The organism is Afipia sp. MLSD5-FHT05B12, assembly GCF_058793355.1.
The window spans coordinates 38,583-57,532 of the sequence record NZ_JBXAFS010000002.1 but is presented as its reverse complement, the minus strand read 5'-3'; the positions used below and the strand labels follow the sequence as shown (position 1 = coordinate 57,532).

General features: G+C 63.5%; 15 protein-coding genes. 2 read left to right on the top strand and 13 right to left on the bottom strand.

Annotated elements, in window-relative coordinates; translation table 11 throughout:
- Nucleotides 1–93: 93 nt before the first annotated feature.
- The 8 genes from ligA to AC1Q6J_RS02555 form a co-directional block, all read right to left on the bottom strand.
- Complete coding sequence (ligA, locus tag AC1Q6J_RS02590; protein WP_492277775.1) at nt 94–2,253, bottom strand: NAD-dependent DNA ligase LigA; 2,160 nt, start codon at nt 2,251–2,253, stop codon at nt 94–96.
- A gap of 6 nt (nt 2,254–2,259) precedes the next feature.
- Nucleotides 2,260–3,933 (bottom strand): DNA repair protein RecN, encoded by a 1,674-nt coding sequence (gene recN / locus AC1Q6J_RS02585; protein WP_492277774.1) that lies wholly within the window; start codon nt 3,931–3,933, stop codon nt 2,260–2,262.
- 126 nt (nt 3,934–4,059) lie between these two features.
- Nucleotides 4,060–4,953 carry an outer membrane protein assembly factor BamD gene (locus AC1Q6J_RS02580; RefSeq protein ID WP_492277773.1) on the bottom strand — a complete coding sequence of 298 codons (894 nt, stop codon included), beginning with the start codon at nt 4,951–4,953 and terminating at the stop codon, nt 4,060–4,062.
- Between the two features lie 266 nt (nt 4,954–5,219).
- Complete coding sequence (gene lpxC / locus AC1Q6J_RS02575) at nt 5,220–6,179, bottom strand: UDP-3-O-acyl-N-acetylglucosamine deacetylase (RefSeq protein ID WP_492277772.1); 960 nt, start codon at nt 6,177–6,179, stop codon at nt 5,220–5,222.
- A 365-nt stretch (nt 6,180–6,544) separates the two neighbouring features.
- On the bottom strand, nt 6,545–8,302 hold the full coding sequence (gene ftsZ / locus AC1Q6J_RS02570) for a cell division protein FtsZ (protein WP_492277771.1): 1,758 nt from the start codon (nt 8,300–8,302) through the stop codon (nt 6,545–6,547).
- Nucleotides 8,303–8,389: 87 nt separating this feature from the next.
- Nucleotides 8,390–9,712 carry a cell division protein FtsA gene (gene ftsA, locus AC1Q6J_RS02565; protein ID WP_492277770.1) on the bottom strand — a complete coding sequence of 441 codons (1,323 nt, stop codon included), beginning with the start codon at nt 9,710–9,712 and terminating at the stop codon, nt 8,390–8,392.
- Nucleotides 9,709–10,692 carry a cell division protein FtsQ/DivIB gene (locus AC1Q6J_RS02560; protein WP_492277769.1) on the bottom strand — a complete coding sequence of 328 codons (984 nt, stop codon included), beginning with the start codon at nt 10,690–10,692 and terminating at the stop codon, nt 9,709–9,711. Before AC1Q6J_RS02560 ends, ftsA begins: the two co-directional genes overlap by 4 nt.
- Complete coding sequence (locus AC1Q6J_RS02555; protein ID WP_492278146.1) at nt 10,659–11,585, bottom strand: D-alanine--D-alanine ligase; 927 nt, start codon at nt 11,583–11,585, stop codon at nt 10,659–10,661. Before AC1Q6J_RS02555 ends, AC1Q6J_RS02560 begins: the two co-directional genes overlap by 34 nt.
- Before the next feature lie 126 nt (nt 11,586–11,711).
- On the opposite strand from AC1Q6J_RS02555, the gene AC1Q6J_RS02550 reads away from it, so the two are divergent.
- A complete protein-coding gene (locus AC1Q6J_RS02550; RefSeq protein WP_492277768.1) occupies nt 11,712–12,509 on the top strand; it encodes a bestrophin-like domain in 798 nt (265 codons plus the stop codon).
- Here AC1Q6J_RS02550 and murB read toward each other — a convergent pair.
- The 4 genes from murB to AC1Q6J_RS02530 form a co-directional block, all read right to left on the bottom strand.
- Entirely contained in the window at nt 12,506–13,429 is a 924-nt protein-coding gene (gene murB, locus AC1Q6J_RS02545) for a UDP-N-acetylmuramate dehydrogenase (protein ID WP_492278145.1), read from the bottom strand. The genes AC1Q6J_RS02550 and murB overlap by 4 nt on opposite strands.
- Nucleotides 13,426–13,905 carry a DUF6653 family protein gene (locus tag AC1Q6J_RS02540; RefSeq protein ID WP_492277767.1) on the bottom strand — a complete coding sequence of 160 codons (480 nt, stop codon included), beginning with the start codon at nt 13,903–13,905 and terminating at the stop codon, nt 13,426–13,428. The genes murB and AC1Q6J_RS02540 overlap by 4 nt, the downstream gene beginning before the upstream one ends.
- Before the next feature lie 12 nt (nt 13,906–13,917).
- Nucleotides 13,918–15,321 (bottom strand): UDP-N-acetylmuramate--L-alanine ligase, encoded by a 1,404-nt coding sequence (gene murC / locus AC1Q6J_RS02535; protein WP_492277766.1) that lies wholly within the window; start codon nt 15,319–15,321, stop codon nt 13,918–13,920.
- A gap of 143 nt (nt 15,322–15,464) precedes the next feature.
- Complete coding sequence (locus AC1Q6J_RS02530) at nt 15,465–16,658, bottom strand: MFS transporter (protein WP_492277765.1); 1,194 nt, start codon at nt 16,656–16,658, stop codon at nt 15,465–15,467.
- A gap of 113 nt (nt 16,659–16,771) precedes the next feature.
- On the opposite strand from AC1Q6J_RS02530, the gene AC1Q6J_RS02525 reads away from it, so the two are divergent.
- Complete coding sequence (locus AC1Q6J_RS02525) at nt 16,772–17,677, top strand: LysR family transcriptional regulator (RefSeq protein WP_492277764.1); 906 nt, start codon at nt 16,772–16,774, stop codon at nt 17,675–17,677.
- Nucleotides 17,678–17,843: 166 nt separating this feature from the next.
- Here AC1Q6J_RS02525 and murG read toward each other — a convergent pair whose 3' ends face one another.
- Nucleotides 17,844–18,944 (bottom strand): undecaprenyldiphospho-muramoylpentapeptide beta-N-acetylglucosaminyltransferase, encoded by a 1,101-nt coding sequence (gene murG, locus AC1Q6J_RS02520; protein ID WP_492277763.1) that lies wholly within the window; start codon nt 18,942–18,944, stop codon nt 17,844–17,846.
- Nucleotides 18,945–18,950 lie beyond the last annotated feature (6 nt).

Genomic DNA, 18,950 nt, shown 5'->3' with positions numbered 1-18,950 from the left:
CTATGGGCCTTGAAGGGCGACGGCGCGTCGTGATCCATCATCCTTCGAGGCTCGCAAGAGCTCGCACCTCAGGATGACGATTCTTCGTGTATCCTACGCTCCCCCGACCAGCGCCAGCCATTCGTCTTCGGTCAGCACCTTGACGCCGAGCTTGTTCGCTTCGGCAAGCTTTGAGCCCGCGCCCGGCCCCGCCACCACGTAATCGGTTTTCTTCGACACCGAACCGGAAGCCTTCGCGCCAAGCCGCTCGGCCGTGGCCTTGGCCTCATCGCGGGTGAATTTCTCCAGCGATCCGGTGAACACCACGATTTTTCCCGCGATGGGCGAGTCGGTTTTCGCCTTCTCCGCAGGCTGGACCTCGATCTCGCCGAGCAGATCGTCCACCGCCTTGACGCTGTGCGGCTCCGCGAAAAACTCGACGAGCGCATTGGCAACAACGCTGCCAACCCCTTCGATATCGTTGAGGTCGCGATAAGCCTCGGACTCCGCCCCCTCACCCGCCGCGATCATCGCCGCGCGGAACGCCTCGACAGTGCCGTAGTGCCGCGCCAGCAGCTTGGCGTTGCCCTCGCCGACATGGCGGATGCCGAGCGCGAAGATAAAGCGATGCAGCGCGATGGTTCGCCGCGCATCGATCGCCGCGAACAGGTTGCGCACCGACGTCGCACCGAAGCCCTCGCGGTTCGCGAGCTTCTTCTGTGATCGCGCATCGCGCTTCTGCAAGGTGAAGATGTCGACCGGCGACATCACCAGACCGTCGGCGAAGAACTCCTCGATCTGCTTGTCACCAAGGCCATCGATATCAAAAGCATTGCGGGCGACGAAATGCTTCAACCGCTCCATCGCCTGCGCCGGACAAGCCAGCGTGTTGGTGCAGCGGCGCACCGAATCCGGCCTGCCTGTCTTTGGATCTTCTTCCCGCACCGCATGGCTGCCGCAGGCCGGGCACACGGTCGGAAACTTGTAAGGTTTTGCATCCTTGGACCGCCTGTCGAGTACGACGCTGACGATCTGCGGAATCACATCGCCCGCGCGCTGCACGACGACCGTGTCACCGATACGGATATCGACGCCCTCGCGGATCGGCTGGCCGTCGTTGCCAATGCCCTTGATGTAATCCTCATTATGCAGCGTCGCGTTCTGCACAACGACGCCGCCGACAGTCACCGGCGCAAGCTTCGCCACCGGCGTCAGCGCGCCGGTACGGCCAACCTGAATTTCGATATCGTTGAGTACAGTCGTCGCCTGCTCGGCTGCGAATTTGTGCGCGATGGCCCAGCGCGGCGTGCGCGTGATGAAACCAAGCCGCTCCTGCCAGTCGAGCCGATCGACCTTGTAGACCACGCCGTCGATGTCATAGCCGAGCGATGCGCGCTTGGCTTCGATCTTGCGGTAGAATTTCAGAACATCTTCGACACTATCGCACAGCGTCGTCAGGGGATTGGTCTCAAAGCCGGCCTTGCCAAGCCATTCGATCATCCTGAACTGGGTCTTCGCCGGCATCTCGCTCATCTCGCCCCACGCATAGGCGAAGAATTTGAGCGGCCGCGACGCGGTGATCGACGCATCTTTCTGGCGCAGCGAGCCCGCCGCCGAGTTGCGCGGATTGGCGAACACGGTGTCTTCGGCTTCGGCCTGCCGCTTGTTCAGCACCAGGAAATCCTTCTTGAGCATGTAGACTTCGCCGCGGATTTCGCAGACGGCGGGAACATTGCGGCCTTTCAGCTTGTGCGGAATGTCGGCGATGGTCCGCACGTTGGCGGTCACATCCTCGCCGGTGAACCCATCGCCGCGAGTGGCGCCGCGCACCAGAATGCCATCCTCGTAACGCAACGACAGCGAAAGACCATCGATCTTTGGCTCCGCGACAATGGCCGGAATCTCTTCCTCTCCAAGCTTCAGAAAACGCCGCACCCGATCGGCGAAATCGGTGACGTCCTCGTCGCTGAACGCATTGCCGAGCGACAGCATTGGCACACTATGCGGCACCTTGGCGAAACGGCCCGTGGGAGCAGCACCCACTTTCTGTGACGGCGAATCCCGCGTGACGAGACCCGGAAACCGCGTCTCTATCGCGTCGCTGCGCTTGCGCAGTTCGTCATAGGCCGCGTCCGAAATTTTCGGCGCGTCCTCGTTATAGTAAGCCTCGTTATGACGCTCGATCTCGAGTGCAAGGCGCACAAGTTCGACCTTGGCCTGGGTCTCGGTGAGTTTGTCGACGGCGACGGGGGCTTTCTTCGGTTTCGCGGCCATTGTTCGTCACGCCGTTGCGGCTTTGAGCAGACGCTCCGCCGCTGCGCGCGCCTCGGCGGTGATCTCCGCGCCGGCCAGCATACGCGCGATTTCCTCGCGGCGATGATCCTTGGCCAGCAGCGCCACCCGCGTGGCGACGCGCTTGCCCTTGTCGAGTGCATCCTTGGAGATCAGCAGATGCTGATCCGCGCGCGCCGCCACCTGCGGCGCATGGGTCACGGCCATGACCTGAACCTTCTCGGCCAGCCGTCCCAGCCGAGCGCCGATGGCGTCGGCCACAGCACCGCCCACGCCGGTATCGATTTCGTCAAACACCAGCGTCGGTGCCGAACCGCGATCCGACAGCACGACTTTCAGCGCCAACAGGAAACGCGACAGCTCGCCGCCGGACGCGACTTTCATCAGCGGCCCCGGCTTGGTGCCCGGATTGGTCTGCACCCAGAATTCGACGCGGTCGAACCCTTGAGGCCCCGGCGATGCGGGATCACTCTCGATCTGCGTGGAGAACTTCGCACGATCGAGCTTGAGCGGCGCGAGTTCGGAATTGACCGCCTTGTTGAGTTTCTCGGCGGCCTTGTTGCGCGCGGCGGACAGCTTCTGCGCGGCGGCATCGTAAGCCTTGTCGGCGGCGGCCGCCACCTTTTCCAGAACCTTCAACTGGTCGGCGCCTGCATCGATCAGCGCGACGTCCGATGCATAACGCTGCGCCAGCGCCGCCAGCCCATCCACCGGCGTCGAGTATTTCCGCGCAGCTCCGCGCAGCGCGAACAGCCGCTCTTCGATCCGTTCGAGTTCGAGGGGATCGAAGTCAGCTGCGATGAGCGCCGCGTTGAGATGCTGGTCAGCTTCTTCCAGCGCATTGATCGCGGCGTCCATCGCCTTCACTGCGGGCTCGATCAGCGCGGGCGCGGTGCCCGCACGGCGCTCCAGCCGGCGCACGGCCGCCGCCAGCGACGACACCGGCGACTGCGGACCGCCGACCGCGGCCTGCGCCTCGCGCAAATCCTCGGCGATCTTCTCGCCCTGCATCATCACGGTGCGGCGTTCCGCCAGCGAGGTCTCCTCGCCTTCCAGCGGATTGAGTTTTTTCAATTCATCCGAGGCGTGGCGCAGATAGTCCGCCTCGCGGGCGGCGCGTTCCATCCCGGCGCGATGCTCGTCCAGCGCCGTGCGGGCCGCGCGCCGCGCATCCCAGAGCACCTCGACCGCGGTCACGTCTTTCTCAAGCGCAGCAAAAGCGTCGAGCAGCCGGCGGTGCGTCGCAGTGTCCACCAGCGCGCGCTCGTCATGCTGGCCGTGGATTTCCACCAGCGTGGTGCCGACCGCCTTCAGGGTCTGCACGCTGATCGCCTGATCGTTGAGGAAAGCACGGGTGCGCCCGTCGGCAAGTTGCACCCGCCGCAGGATCATCTCGCCGGTATCCTCAAAGCCATTCTCGCGCAGGATGGCACTTGCGGGATGCTTCTTCGGCACATCGAACACCGCCGTGACCTGGCCCTGCTCCGCCCCGTTGCGCACCAGACTCGCATCACCGCGCCCGCCTAGCGCCAGAGCAAACGCGTCCAGCAGAATGGATTTGCCCGCGCCGGTTTCACCGGTGAGGACAGCCAGACCTTTGAGGAAATCGATATCGAGCCGCTCAATCAGGACGATGTCGCGGATCGAAAGCCGGGCCAGCATGCGGGGTTAGTCCTGCGTCAGAGTATTTCCGGCGAAGAATCCGGTTCGCCGCTGCAATACTCTAATCAAAAGCCGGCGCGGATTCGAATCGCAAAACCCGTTTCCATCATGTGGAAAACCCGCAGGTTAGCCGAGGCCGACCTTCTTGAAAGCCCGGCTGATCCAGGATGCCTTGTTCTCGGCCGGCTCGCTTCCACCGGACTTCACAAGGCTGTAGGCGTCCTTGTACCAGCGGCTGTCGGGGAAGTTATGGCCTAGCACGGCAGCCGCGGTCTGCGCCTCTCCGACGATACCGATCGCCATATACGCCTCGGTGAGGCGTGCCAGCGCTTCTTCGACATGCCGGGTGGTCTGGTACTGCGTCACCACGACCTTGAAACGGTTGATCGCCGCCGTGTAGTCCTTCTTGTCCATGTAGTAGCGGCCGACGGTCATTTCCTTGCCAGCGAGCTGGTCGCGGGCGGCCTCGATCTTCCGCTTGGCGCTGGTGGCGTATTCCGAGGTCGGATACTTGCGGATCACTTCCTCAAGCGCGGCAATGGATTTCTCGGTGCGGCCCTGATCGCGCGAAACGTCCGGAATCTGGTCGAAGTTCGAGGCGGCGATCAGATACTGCGCATAGGCGGCGTCCGGGCTGCCCGGATGCAGCGCGACGTAACGGTTGGCGGAAGAAATGCACTCGTCGTAGTCGCCGTTCTCGTAGGCCGCATAGGCCGACATCAAGAGAGATTTACGCGCCCATTCCGAATACGGATGCTGGCGGTCGACCTCTTCAAACTTCTTCATCGCCGACTTGCGGTCACCCTTCTTGTTCATCAGGTACAAGCCCTCGTTGTAGAGCTTGTCCGCCGGTTCATCGACGAAGGTTTCTTCCTTGGCGAAATACTTGTCCCACAGGGCGCCAGTGCCGCAGCCGCTGAGCGGCACGGCCAGAATCATCAGGCCGAATGCAAGGCGCGCCTGACGGCCGATACGGCTCATCAGGGACGGGTCGGGACTATTGCGCAGTTCGAGCGTCATACGTTTGGGCCGACCTGAATATGAATCCGACGCGGGTTTGGGTAGCTGACCAGCCTGCTGCCGTCATCGCGGCACAAACAATCCCCAAAGGCTCGTTCAGTGCGCCTATGTAACTGAAAAACGGGCCTTAACCAACCGGATAGGAGGACAATTCGCCGGGATTAAGGCGGATTTCGGCAGTTCAACAAGGGCTTGGTTAAACGGTACCTTGGTCAAACGACCATTTGGTTAAACCGGGAGTTCCGAAACCATCAGCGCACGAACGCTCAGGAGACGTCGGGAGCGTAGGCTACCGCAACCATGCCGCCTGCGACATCGGCGTGGCCTCGCGCGGCGCGGCGCGCAACCGCCGGGCGTTCGAGTACCGGCTCGATGGCTTCCACGATCCGCCAGGCGTGACGGTCGGCCATCAGCGCGGTGAGCACGGAATGGTTGAGCTTGTGGCCGCCGCGCACCGAACGATAGAGACCGATCAGCGGCAGACCGGCCAGCGCCAGATCACCGACTACATCGAGAACCTTGTGACGGACGCACTCGTCGGCGTAGCGCAGGCCTTCGGTGTTCAGCACGCGGGTGTCATCGAATACGACGGAATTCTCAAGCGAAGCGCCAAGGGCATAGCCCGCGCTCCAGAGCTTGTTGACGTCGCTGACGCAGCCGAAGGTACGGGCGCGGCAGATATCGCGGCGGAAGCCGCCGGCGTCGAGGTCGAAGGCGTAAGCCTGTCGCCCGATTGAAGAATTGGCGAAGTCGATTTCGAGTTCAACGCGGAACCCGCCGGCATGGGGGCGCAGTTCGCCGAAGGATTCGCCCATCTCGACCTGTATGGGCTTTAGAACTTCGATGAAACGGCGAGCGGCGTTCTGCTGCACGATGCCGGCCTGATCGATGGCATCCACGAAGGGAGCGGCACTGCCGTCCATGATCGGCACTTCGGGCCCATCGACTTCGATGGTGGCGTTATCGACGCCCATGCCGCGCAGCGCGGCCAGAACATGTTCGGCGGTGGAAACGAGCGGACCCTGATGGTCGCCCAGAACGGTCGCGAAATCGGTTGCAACGACGGAGGCCGCGACGGCGGCAACTTCACGATCGGCGCGGATGAATACGAAACCTGAATTGATCTCTGCGGGTCCGATCGTCAAGCTGACCGGAGATCCAGAATGAACGCCGATGCCCGTCACGGTGACCTGCGACCGGAGCGTTGTCTGCCGACTCGATTTCATTCCCGCTTGCCCAAAGTTTTAGTCATCCCAAGTCGCTGTAACCGAACTGGTTTCGCCTGTTGAGCCGGCGGTGCGACCGTGGATCGTCCCCAAAGTGCGAGAACCTTAACCTCTGCAACAAAGAGCGCCACTCACGCTTGTTTACAGATTGTTACCCCAAACTCGCCGCATTCACGCCGCCGGTCTGGCCATTTTCCCCGGTCCCCGGACCGGCTTCCACCCCGCCAAGGGCGGCCTGTAACTCAATGATTTTATCAGGAAAAACAAATATTTAATTTATCTTCCGGCAGCGAGGCCGGTGCCCTCATGCAAAATGCCCCGGCTTGTGACCGGGGCATTGTTGCGTTCAGCGATTGTAACAATCGTCAGTTGGCCTGACGCCGCAAAAAGGCGGGGATATCCAGATGGTCGTCCCCACCGCCCTGCGGTGCGGCGGGAGCCGGACGTCCGTGCGAATCAAGCCCCTGAGGCGCTGGGCGGCGAGCGTATTCAGATACCGGACCACCGGGTCCGCCGAACTCGGCGGGAACCGGACGCTGCGGCTTGCGCTCGGGCAGCGGCGGCATCGACGGCATCGCCGGACCGGACGCACGGGCGGCGATCGGCGGCTCGGTTTCCTCGTCGCGGCGGCCGAGGCCGACATTGGCCAGGCGCTGCAGCAGCGAAGCGCGCTTCTGCGGCGGATGCTCCTCGGCGGTCTCGCCGCGGGCCTGCCGGATCTGGTTCTGCGCCGGAACCGGCAATTCCTCGAACTGCGGCATCCGCGGCGCGCGGAGCGGCATGCGCTCGGCAGGCTGCGGAATGAACGACGCAGGCGGAGCGGCTTCCTGGAGGTTCATCGGCTCGTCGTGATCCGGGAACAGCGAGGGCTTCGGCGGGATCGGACGCACGCTGACGTCGCCATAGGCAGCGGGCTGCATCGGTGCCAGAGCCGGACGCTCGGTCGGAGACACGGCTTCCGCGATGGCGGCGAGCGCCGCGCGGTCGATCTGGTCGGCGGTGGCGCGCACCGGCGCAGGTGCGGCAGCGGTCTTCTGCTGCTGCGCGCGCTCGGCCATACGCTGGTTGTCGGCGCGCAGACGCGCGGTCAGCTCGGCAAGGCGGCTTTCAGGCGCACCCGAGGTGACCTGAGGCGCCGACGCGGCGCGGCTGGCGGCCACCGTGTCGATGCCGGTGGCGACCACCGACACGCGGATGATGCCGTCGAGGCTCTCGTCGAACGTCGCGCCGACGATGATGTTGGCGTCGTTGTCGACTTCTTCGCGGATGCGGGTAGCGGCTTCGTCGACTTCGAACAGCGTCAGATCCTTGCCGCCGGTGATCGAGATCAGCAGGCCGCGCGCGCCGCGCATGGAACTGTCGTCGATCAGCGGGTTCGCGATCGCAGCTTCCGCCGCGGTCAGCGCACGCTTCTCGCCCGTCGATTCGCCGGTGCCCATCATCGCCTTGCCCATTTCGCGCATCACGGCACGGACGTCGGCGAAGTCGAGGTTGATGAGGCCTTCCTTGACCATCAGGTCGGTGATGCAGGCGACGCCCGAATAGAGCACCTGGTCGGCCATCGCGAAGGCGTCGGCGAACGTCGTCTTCTCGTTGGCAACGCGGAACAGGTTCTGGTTCGGGATGATCAGCAGCGTATCGACCACCTTCTGAAGCTCGGTGATACCGGCCTCGGCGGTGCGCATGCGGCGCTGGCCTTCGAAGTGGAACGGCTTGGTGACAACGCCGACGGTGAGAATGCCCATCTCGCGCGCGGTGGCGGCGATCACGGGTGCAGCGCCGGTGCCGGTGCCGCCGCCCATACCGGCGGTGACGAACACCATGTTCGCGCCCGAGAGATGATCCTTGATCTCATCGATGACTTCCTGGGCGGCCGCGGCGCCAACGTCCGGCTGCGAACCCGCGCCGAGACCCTGGGTGACCTGGGTGCCCATCTGCACGATGCGCTCGGCCTTCGACATGGTGAGGGCCTGCGCGTCGGTGTTGGCGACGACGAAATCGACCCCCTGCAAACCGGCGGAGATCATGTTGTTGACGGCGTTACCGCCCGCGCCGCCGACGCCGAACACGGTGATGCGTGGCCTCAGCTCGCGAACATCCGGGGGGGTGAGATTGATGGTCATGGTTGCCTCTCGATTATGCGCGCGCGTGGGGGCTTGGGCTGCACGCCAAAGCGGTTGATGAATTGGTCCGATCCGGTGTTGAGATCATCAGAAGCCCTCTCGAAGCCATCTGCCGACCTTTCCGAAATAACCGTTAGTCCCTGTCATGAGCTGCCGCGTGTGCCGCGGTTCGACGTGTTCAAGGTGTGCGAATTGCGGATAAACCAGCAGGCCGGTCGGCACCGCGAACGATGCGCTCTTGGCCTCGTTGGGCAGCCGGCCAAAGCCGAGCGGGCGCCCGATACGCACCTCGCGGCCGAGAATCCTGCTGGCAAGATCTGGAATACCGGTGAGCTGCGATGCGCCGCCGGTCAGCACCACTCGCGCCCGCGGCTCTGCCGCAAAGGGGGAATCCGCGAGCCGGTCCCTGACCATCTCAAAAATCTCCTCGACCCGCTGCTTCACGATGTTTGCAATCGTGGCGCGGGATACAATCTGCGGCGCGTCACCGTCGTGACCACCCACCGTCGGCACACTCATGACTTCGCGCGCGTCAGAACCGCCGGTCAGCACGGTGCCATATAACGTCTTGATTCGCTCGGCATCCGCAATGCAGGCCCCCAAGCCGCGCGCCAAATCCATCGTTACGTGTTGCCCGCCGACTGCAAATCCGCTGGCGTGAACACACTGGCCGGCTGAATAGGTCGCGATCGTCGTGGTGCCCGCGCCCATCTCGACCACGGCAGCGCCGAGATCGGCTTCATCATCGGTCAGAACCGCGAGTCCGGCCGCGTAAGGCGCGCAGGCCATGGCCTCGACGTTGAGATGACAACGCTCGACCACCAGCATCAGGTTCTTTGCCGCCGTCGCGTCGGCGGTAATGACGTTCATGTCGATGCCGAAATGGCGGGCGACCATTCCGCTCGGATCGCGGACGCCCTTGACGCCGTCCAGCGAGTAAGTGGCGGGCAGAACATGGAGCACGGTGCGTCCTCGCGGCGTCGCATGATGCATGCCTGCGCTGATGACACGGCTCATATCGGCGGTCGTCACCGCACCGCCGCGCAATTCAGAGGAGGCCTCGACCATATCGCCTTGCAGGCGGCCAGCGGAAACCGACAGCAGCACCGATTCGACGCGGACCTTGGCCATCCGCTCGGCGAGCGCCACGGCCTGACGCACGGCCTGTTCGCATTCATTGAGGTCGACCACCGCGCCGGCCTTGACGCCGCGCGACTGGATGTGGCTCAGCCCGATCAGTTCGACGGCATGGGTCCGCCCGCGCAGGGCGTCACTCGGCGGGCACGGCTTCAGCCGCGCGATCAGACAGGCGATCTTGCTGGTGCCGATGTCGAGCGCCGCAACCAGCGCCGTCTTGTTCGGCGGCATCTGCCGGGTCTTCGGGGTCTGGACGCCGTCGAGACTGGTCATGCGCTTCCAGCCTTCTTGGTTTTCTTGTCCTTGAGCAGATCGTTGCGGGCCTTCGCCGCGTCTTCCGACAGGCGCACGGTCAGACGATCCGGTAGCCGCATGTCGATGGCGGTGATGTCGCGCGAGAACAGGCCGGTCTCCTTGTCCATCCTGGACAGGGTGGCCAGCGCCTTCTCAACCTCGAATTCCGGCAGACGAACATCGACACCGTCAGCCAGACGCAGATTCCAGCGCCGCTCACCGACGAACACGATCGCCTTCACCTGGGAACGCACCTGCGGGTATTGCGCCAGCAGTCCGAGGAAATCCCTGGCGCGGGTTTCGGCGCCCTTGCCCACCACCAGCGGCAGCGACACAAAACGCCGCGCCACATAGGGCTCAAGCACCGTGCCGTCGGCCGAAATCACCGACACCCGGCCGTTTTCCTGCCACAGCGCGAAGGGCGAACGCTCGGTGATGTCGATCTGCAAGCGGCCCGGATAAAGCTTCTGCACGGTGGCGTCGGAGATCCACGGATCGGCTTTCAGCTTGTCGCGCGCGGTCGCGGCATCGAGGAACAGCAGCGACGAGCGGCCATTGACCCCGCCGACGGCGAGAATCTCATCCTGCGTGAGCTGTTTGCGGCCCGTAATCGCGACGCTGGTAATTCGGAAGCCGACCGAATTGGCCGCGGCGTTGCGGGTGTCGCTCAGCGCACCCAGCACTTCGTCGGTGTGACCGCCCTTGACCACGCCCAGCACGGCGGCGCCGATCAGCACAACAGCGGTTGCAAAAAGTCCGAAACCGCGCGGACGGCGGCGTTCCAGCACGGCGATCCAGTGCGGCTCTTCGTATCGGGCGACGGGTGCGGCATTGGCGCGGCGAGCCGCACCCTGCGCGCGGGCACGCGGACGCTGGGCTGCGGAAGCGCCCCTCGTCTGAGGATTAGATTGGGGCCTCTGCGATCTCACCGATCGAGAGAGGCGTCCTCCACCATCCATTGCACCAACTCGTCAAATGTTACGCCTGCGTGAGCCGCAAGCTCTGGAACAAGTGACGTCTCGGTCATGCCGGGTTGGGTGTTTACCTCGAGGCAGGTCAGTCCCCCTGTTCCCTCGATGCGATCGTCGTAACGGAAATCCGCACGGCTTACGCCCCGGCAGCCAAGCGCCACATGCGCCGCCAGCGTTAACCTTCGGACTTCCTGGTAAACAAAAGGTAAAATAGGTGCAGGCAGGATGTGTTTTGATGCGCCCGGAGAGTACTTTGCCTCATAATCGTAGAATTTGATTAAAGGTACGATCTCGATCACCCCGGTCGGCTCGCCGTTGATGACGGCGCAGGTGAGTTCCTTCCCGGCGATGTATTTTTCGACCAGGAGTTGCTCGCCATGGGGCCAGTCCTCACGGAACAGCTCCTGCGGAGGGTGGGCATGAGCCTCGGTGACGATGAAAACCCCGACGCTGGAGCCATCCGCGACCGGCTTGATGACATAAGGCGGCGCCATGGCGTGCCCCTTGGCTACTTCGGCGCGGGTCAACGTCAGCCCTTCCGGCACCGGCACCCCCGCCGTCGCCATCACCGTCTTGGCGAGATCTTTCTGCATCGCCAGCGACGAAGCCAGTACGCCGGAATGCGAATAAGGAATCCCGACCGTTTCGAGCACGCCCTGAATGGTGCCGTCCTCGCCCGGCCGGCCGTGCAACATCACCAATGCCGCATCCGGCTTCAACTGTTCGAGAACGGTCGCGATGTTGCGTTTCACATCAATGCGCGTGACCTGATAGCCCTTGCGCTCCAGTGCATCGGCGCAAGCCTTGCCTGAACGCAGCGAGACCTCCCGCTCCGATGACCATCCGCCCATCAGCACCGCGACGTGTTTGAATCGAGTCATGACCGCTCCCAATGAGCCCTACCTACGCTGATTTGGGCCGATGACCAAGCCGCGGCAATTCGGGTATTGTCGCCGCGACACAAGAATCGGGCGCCGGCAGAAGGGCTCAACAAAGAGGCTATTTTCATGATCCGAGCCTGGCTCGACCTGTCCGCCACCGGAATTTTCGCGATCCTTATCGTACTTTATTTCGGCTTCTCGCTGGTTTTGGCGCTGATCGCTTTTCGCCGTCCCCTGGCCGGGCATGTGCAATCGCTGACCGGCGTGGTCGCGCCATTCTTCGGTTCGGTTGCAATCCTGTTCGCACTGCTAACCGGCTTCCTCGCCAACGATGTCAGCGAACGCAACCGCCGCGCCCATCGCGCCGTCGAAGCGGAAGCTGGCGAAATACATAACCTTCATACGCTGAGCGTGGCGTCGGTCTCGGACATGCAGTCCATTCGCAGGGCCATCAAGGCGTATGTCGCATCGGTCGTTACCGACGAATGGCCGGCGCTCGACAAGGGCCGCACCTCGCCGATCACGGGGACCGCATATGACGGCCTGCTGCACGAAGTGAGCGTCCCGTCCATCGGTAAAGCGTCAGGCTCCGCCGTCCAATCCGCGATGCTCGGCTCCGCGCTGCGGATCGGCACAACGCGATACGAGCGCATCGCCATTTCGTCGGACCACACCAACGATCTGAAATGGCTTGTCGTGATTCTGCTGGCGCTCTTCACACAGGTGGCGATCGCTGTCGTTCACCTCGAACGCCCACGCGCATTCGCAGCTTCGATGATCGTGTTTTCGAGCGCGGTGATTGTCACACTGGGAATCATCGCGCTGCAGGAATATCCGTTCAACGGCGCGTTCAGGGTCTCGCCTGCGCCCCTCACGCAGCTTCTGTCGTTACCCGAAGAGATCGCGCCGCGCCCTTTGAACTAGGGCAGCGGGATACCGATCCGCTTTATTTCCCAGTGCAAATCGATACCTGAATTCTCCATCACCCGCGCGCGCACCGTTTCGCCCAGCGTTTCGATGTCGTGGCCGGTCGCGTCCCCGGTGTTGATGAGAAAATTGCAGTGCATCTCGGATACCTGCGCGCCGCCAACGCGGAAGCCGCGCAGCCCCGCCGCGTCGATCAGTTTCCAGGCGCTGTGACCGGGCGGATTCTTGAACGTCGATCCGCCGGTCTTTTCGCGGATCGGCTGCGCCGTCTCGCGATGGTTCTGGACCTCGGCCATGCGGGCGCGGATCGTCTCGGGATCGGTGACGCGCCCGCGATAAAGTGCGGAAGTGAAAATCACCGACGTATCGACGCCTGAATTGCGGTAGACGAATTTCATGTCGGCGTTGGAGAACGTGACCTTCTCCCCTGTACGCGTGATGCCCCTCGCCTCGACCAGGACATCCTTGGTCTCGCCGCCGTTGGCGCCTGCATTCATGCGCAGCGCGCCGCCGATCGAGCCGGGAATTCCGAAGTAAAATTCGAGCCCGCCGATATTGGCGGCGGCGGCGGCTTCCGCCACGCGCTTGTCCAGCGCGGCCGTGCCGGCACGAACCGTATCGCCCTCGGCTTTGGTCTCGCCGAAGCCTCGCGGCGAGAGGCGAACAACGACGCCGCTGACGCCGCCGTCACGCACGATCAGGTTCGATCCCACGCCAACAGTGTAAACCGGAATATCGCCCGGCAGCTTCGACAGGAAATAGGCGAGATCGTCTTCGTCCGCCGGCGTGAACAGGATTTGCGCCGGGCCGCCGACGCGAAACCATGTCAGCGGCGCGAGTGACTCGTTCGCGAGCAGACGGCCTCGCAGATCGGGCATCGCGGATTTCAGATCGGCGCTGATGTCGGGGAAAGTCAGTACAGCCAAGAACGATACTCCGGCTTGGTGTCTTTCATGTCGTCAAACAACCATACCATGCGATCGACAAACCACGTCTTGGCGGCAATCACCAGCAGCATCGCCAAAACGGTGACAGGCGCGTCGAACATGACGAGCCCCCATATCAGAGCAACGGCGCCGACTGCTGAGAAAAAGGCTGCAACGCGAGGAGCTACGCGGTGATGCGGCGGCACTTCGTCTTTCTTCAGGCCTACCCAGATGCGCTCGCCGAGCACCGCCTTCGAAGCCCAGTTGTTCGTGGAAGCCGGAGGCGGAAACGCGCGCGGATTCCAGATCAGCCATGCAACGACAACCGCAACCGGAAACACTGCCCACCAGCCGAGCCACATGCGGCTCCACAGCGACGCAACAAGCACCGGGAACGCAGCGTAGCGCGTCCACACGCTCCACGGGTTGGCATGCCGCCGCCAGGTCTCGTCGCTGAGAACGACCATCGGCATCTCGCGTTATTTCAGCGCCTGCAACTCACCCGGCAGTGCGTAGGCCCATTGCGTGATGTTGCCCGCACCGAGAAGAACGACAAAATCATCGGGTCTGGCGACGTCGCGCACCACCGACGCAAGCTTGTCGACACCCGGCAGCGGGATCACTTCACGATGGCCATGGGCGCGCAGGCCGAGCACGAACGAATCCCGGTCGACGCCGGGGATCGGATCTTCGCCTGCCGCATAGATGTCCGCGACGATGACCGTATCCGCGTCGTTGAAGCAGGTGCAGAATTCCTCGAACAATGATTGCAGCCGGGTATAGCGATGTGGCTGCACCACGGCGATCACCTTGCCCTTGGTGGAATCACGCGCGGCCTTGAGCACGGCGGCGATCTCCACCGGATGATGCCCGTAGTCGTCGATAATGGTGACGCCATTCCATTCGCCCGTTCGGGTGAAGCGCCGCTTCACACCGCCGAATCCGGCCAGCGCCTTGCGGATCACGTCATCGGAAATGCCGACCTCGTGCGCCACGGCGATAGCTGCCGTCGCGTTTAGCGCGTTGTGACGGCCCGGCATCGGCAGCACGAGATCCGAAATCTCGTGAGCGGCATTGGTCTTGCGATGGCGGAACGCGACCTTGAATTTCGAGCCGCCGCTGAACGGCACCAGATCGACAAGCCGCGCGTCGGATTGCGGGTTTTCGCCATAGGTAATGATGCGCCGGTCCTCGATCTTGCCGACCAGCGCCTGCACCACCGGATGATCGATGCACATCACGGCGAAGCCGTAGAACGGCACACCCTCAACGAAAGCCCTGAACGCATCCTGCACCGCCTCGAAGGTCTTGAAGTGATCGAGATGCTCGGGATCGACATTGGTGACAATGGCAACGTCGGCGGGCAGCTTGAGGAACGTGCCGTCGCTCTCGTCGGCCTCCACCACCATCCAGTCGCCCGCGCCGAGGCGCGCGTTGGTGCCGTAGGCATTGATGATGCCGCCGTTGATGACGGTGGGATCCATATTGCCCGCATCGAGCAACGTCGCGACCATCGAGGTCGTGGTGGTCTTGCCGTGGGTGCCAGCGATGGCGATGCAGCTTTTCAGCCGCATCAGTTCAGCCAGCATCTCGGCGCGGCGCACCACCGGAATCCGCAATCCGCGTGCGGCGATCAGTTCAGGATTGTCGCGCTTGATCGCGGTGGAGACCACCATGACATCCGCGCCGTTCACGTTCTCGGCCTTGTGGCCGATGCAGATCTTGATGCCCTTGTCGCGCAGCCGGGTGACGTTGGCGTTCTCCGCGGCGTCCGAGCCCTGCACGGTGTAGCCGAGATTGCACAGCACCTCGGCGATGCCGCTCATGCCGATGCCGCCGATACCGACGAAGTGAATGGGTCCGATCTCGCGCGGCAGTCTCATCAATTTCTTCCAGTCATGGGGGATGCCGTCTCAGGCATCCATGGCGTCCTTCAAACAGACGAAGCTGGCCGGGACAAGCCCGGCCAGTTCGGAAAAATACACGATTCTTTTCAAATCAGGCCGGAAAGGCCCAACGCCGTCCGCTACTCGGCGGCCTCCGGGCAAACAGCCGCCGGAACCGGCGTGGCGCGCCGCATTTCCGCCCGATGGCTGGCTATCGCCAGCGCCAGACCAGCCAACGGCACCAGCGCCGCAATCCACGGCACCGATTCGAGGCCCGGCCCGTGGTCGATGACGGTCCCGCCCAGCCACGCACCGATGGCATTGCCGAGGTTGAACGCTGCGATGTTGAAACTCGAGGCCAGCGACTGGCCCGCACCATGCGCCCTGTCCAGCACCCACATCTGGAGCGGCGGCGCCGTTGCGAAGGCAGCAACACCGAACAGGCCGGCGAACACAACCATCGCGATCTTGTGGTGGAGCACGAACGTCATCAGGGCGAGTACCAGCGCCAGCGCGAACAGACTGCCGAACACGGTTGGCATCAGCCGCTTGTCGGCAAACCGGCCACCGAGCAGGTTGCCGATCAGCAAACCGATCCCGACCACCAAAAGGATCGGCGACACGGCAGCATCGGAGAAGCCGGTGACTCGTGTGAGCAACGGCGCGAGATAGGTGAAGACCGCGAACACACCGACCCATCCGAGAACGGTGGTGAGCAGTCCCGCGAGTACGGGGCCGCGCTTCAAAACCGCCAGGTCTTCCCTGAGATTGAAGGCTTCAGGCGCCGACTTACTGGCCGGAACCAATGCTGCAATGATCGTGAAAGCAACCACGCCAACGAGGGTGACGGCCCAGAATGTCGCGCGCCAGCCAAAATGCTGACCGAGCCATGTCCCGAACGGCACACCGAGGATGGTCGCGACGGTGAGGCCCGTGAACATGATCGCGATGGCCGATGCCTTCTTGTCCGATGCGACAAGCGAGGTAGCGACCACCGAGCCGACGCCGAAGAACGTGCCGTGCGCAAACGCGGTGAGCACGCGGGCCGCCATCAGGGTCCAGTAGTTTGGCGCGATCGCGCAGGCGAGATTGCCGATGGTGAAGATCGCCATCAGAGCAAGGAGTACGGTTTTGCGCGGCCAGCGGGCAGTGGCAATGGTCACGATCGGCGCACCAACCACGACTCCGAGCGCGTAGCCGGAGATCAGAAGACCAGCGGCCGGGATCGAGACGCCGAGATCGGCGCCGACCTGGATCAGCAGGCCCATGATGACGAATTCAGTGACGCCGATTCCGAAAGCGCCGGCGGTGAGCGCATAGAGTGCGAGTGGCATGGAGCATCCCTCAGACGAATCCGGCCAACCGCCGGCAACTTCGGAGAAGTGGACGCAAAGCCATTCATGAACTAGATTGCCGTAAGTAACAATATTTGTGAACCAAAGTCACAATGGCACGTCAGGACATCAACCGATCCGGTGAAATGGAAGTGTTCGCCCGCGTGGTGGAACTAGGAGGCTTTTCGGCTGCGGCGCGCGCCTTCCGGATGACGCCCTCCGCGGTGAGCAAGCTGGTTGCGCGACTGGAAGCACGGCTCGGCGTGCGCCTTATCAACCGCTCGACCCGCAAACTGCAACTGACGCCGGAAGGCACGGCGTATTACGACCGCAGCATCCGCATCCTCGACGACATCAACACGGCGGAACGCGAAGCCGCAATTGGCGCAACACCGCGCGGCCGGGTACGGGTCAACACCAGCGTGCCGTTCGGGCTGCACTGGCTGCTGCCGCTGCTGCCAGGATTTCTCAAACTGCATCCCGGCGTCAGCGTCGACGTGGCGCTGACCGATACGGTGGTGGACCTGATGGAAGAGCGCGCGGACATCGCGATCCGCGTCGGGCCGCTGCGCGAGTCCCGTCTGCTCGCGCGCAAGCTCGGCGAGAGCCGGATGGTCGTGGTCGCCGCTCCCGCCTATCTCGCGGAACACGGAACGCCGCGCACGCCCGCCGATCTTGCCAAGCACAACATGCTTGGATTCTGCTTTTCAAAGCAGATCGATGGCTGGCCGTTTCGCGACAGCAGCGGCAGCAGCGTCTCGGTGCCGCCTGTCGGCAATGCGCTGGTCTCCGACGGCGAAGCCATGCAACGGCTGACGGCCGCGGGCGCAGGGCTCTCACGCCTCGCCCGCTTTCACGTCGATGCGGATATCAAGGCAGGACGTCTGGTGCCGGTGCTTGAAGACTTCAATCCGGGCGATCTCGAACCGATCCACGCTGTGTTCGTCGGCCACGGCGGACAATTGCCGGCGCGGGTGCGCGCGTTTCTGGATTATCTGGTCGAGAACGTGAAGCTGTGAAACGGCGATAGATAGCACCGACCAAATATGGCCTACGGCCAGCCGTCCTCCCATCGAGGGGAGGGATAAACGCAAAGCGCGCATTTCACTTTCTTTTCCCTCCCCCCTTGTGGGGAGGGTCGGCGCAACGCGCCGGGGTGGAGGTCACAACCCCGAAGTTTGATTTTCAAATGCCCGCGACCTTGATCAACAGGTCAGCAAGGCGCTCCGCCGCGTCGAGCTTGCCGATAGCGCGTGAAGCCTGCGCCATCGCGGTCAGCCGCGCGGGATCAGCAGCAAGCGCGGATATCTCTGCCGCGAGGCGATCCGGCGTGAACTCGGCTTGCGGAATCCGGATCGCACCGCCCGCCTTCTCCAGCACACCTGCATTGGCGAACTGGTCCTGATCGATGGCGCCGGGCAGCGGCACCAGGATCGATGGCCGTCCAATTGCTCCGAGTTCGGCAACAGTGCCCGCGCCCGATCGCGATATCACGAGATGCGTTGCCGCCAGCCGCGCCGGCAAATCAACGAAGAACGGCGCCAGCTCGGCCTCGATCTTGAGGCGATCATAAACCGCGCGCACTCGCGTCATGTCTTCCTCGCGCACCTGCTGCACGAGACTCAGCCTGCGCCACAGCGCCGGCTCCAGCCGCTCGATCGCCGGCGGCACGATGTCGGCCATGATGCGCGCACCCTGACTGCCGCCGACGACGAGCAGACGCAATGGCCCCGTTGTATCCGGCGAGGCGTAAGGCACCGCGGCGGCGGCCAGGATCGCAGGCCGCATCGGTGTGCCGGTAACAATCGCTTTTCCAGCCAGCACCGGATCACGGTCGAGTGCGCCGGGCAGCGATGTCGCGATTGCGCTGACTCGCGTCGACAACAAGCGGTTGGCGCGGCCCAGCACGGCGTTGGAATCGTGAATGATCGTGGGAATGCCGAGCAATTTCGCCGCGATCAAAGGCGGCAGCGTGGGATAACCACCGAAGCCGATGACCGCCTTGGGTTTTTGCCGCAGCAGCAGCGCGAGCGACATCGCGCCGCCGGCCGCCAGAATCGCGCCGGTACGCGCGAGCGCCCAGGGCGTGCGTCCACGCACGGTTTCGCTCGGCACCACATCCATCATGTCGGGGGTGAACATTCCGCCGTAGCGCACAGCGCGCGAGTCCGTTATCAGCCGCACGCGCACGCCGCGCTTCATCAGCGCCACGCCAAGCGCCTCGGCGGGAAACAGATGTCCGCCCGTTCCGCCTGCCGCCAGCATGATCAAAGGTGTGTTGGGCATGACTGC

Bases quoted from the DNA above. Each gene is read 5' to 3' on its own strand.
- ligA (WP_492277775.1), bottom strand. From the start codon at position 2,253: ATGGCCGCGAAACCGAAGAAAGCCCCCGTCGCCGTCGACAAACTCACC.
- recN (WP_492277774.1), bottom strand. From the start codon at position 3,933: ATGCTGGCCCGGCTTTCGATCCGCGACATCGTCCTGATTGAGCGGCTC.
- AC1Q6J_RS02580 (WP_492277773.1), bottom strand. From the start codon at position 4,953: ATGACGCTCGAACTGCGCAATAGTCCCGACCCGTCCCTGATGAGCCGT.
- lpxC (WP_492277772.1), bottom strand. From the start codon at position 6,179: ATGAAATCGAGTCGGCAGACAACGCTCCGGTCGCAGGTCACCGTGACG.
- ftsZ (WP_492277771.1), bottom strand. From the start codon at position 8,302: ATGACCATCAATCTCACCCCCCCGGATGTTCGCGAGCTGAGGCCACGC.
- ftsA (WP_492277770.1), bottom strand. From the start codon at position 9,712: ATGACCAGTCTCGACGGCGTCCAGACCCCGAAGACCCGGCAGATGCCG.
- AC1Q6J_RS02560 (WP_492277769.1), bottom strand. From the start codon at position 10,692: ATGGATGGTGGAGGACGCCTCTCTCGATCGGTGAGATCGCAGAGGCCC.
- AC1Q6J_RS02555 (WP_492278146.1), bottom strand. From the start codon at position 11,585: ATGACTCGATTCAAACACGTCGCGGTGCTGATGGGCGGATGGTCATCG.
- AC1Q6J_RS02550 (WP_492277768.1), top strand. From the start codon at position 11,712: ATGATCCGAGCCTGGCTCGACCTGTCCGCCACCGGAATTTTCGCGATC.
- AC1Q6J_RS02540 (WP_492277767.1), bottom strand. From the start codon at position 13,905: ATGGTCGTTCTCAGCGACGAGACCTGGCGGCGGCATGCCAACCCGTGG.
- murC (WP_492277766.1), bottom strand. From the start codon at position 15,321: ATGAGACTGCCGCGCGAGATCGGACCCATTCACTTCGTCGGTATCGGC.
- AC1Q6J_RS02530 (WP_492277765.1), bottom strand. From the start codon at position 16,658: ATGCCACTCGCACTCTATGCGCTCACCGCCGGCGCTTTCGGAATCGGC.
- AC1Q6J_RS02525 (WP_492277764.1), top strand. From the start codon at position 16,772: ATGGCACGTCAGGACATCAACCGATCCGGTGAAATGGAAGTGTTCGCC.
- murG (WP_492277763.1), bottom strand. From the start codon at position 18,944: ATGCCCAACACACCTTTGATCATGCTGGCGGCAGGCGGAACGGGCGGA.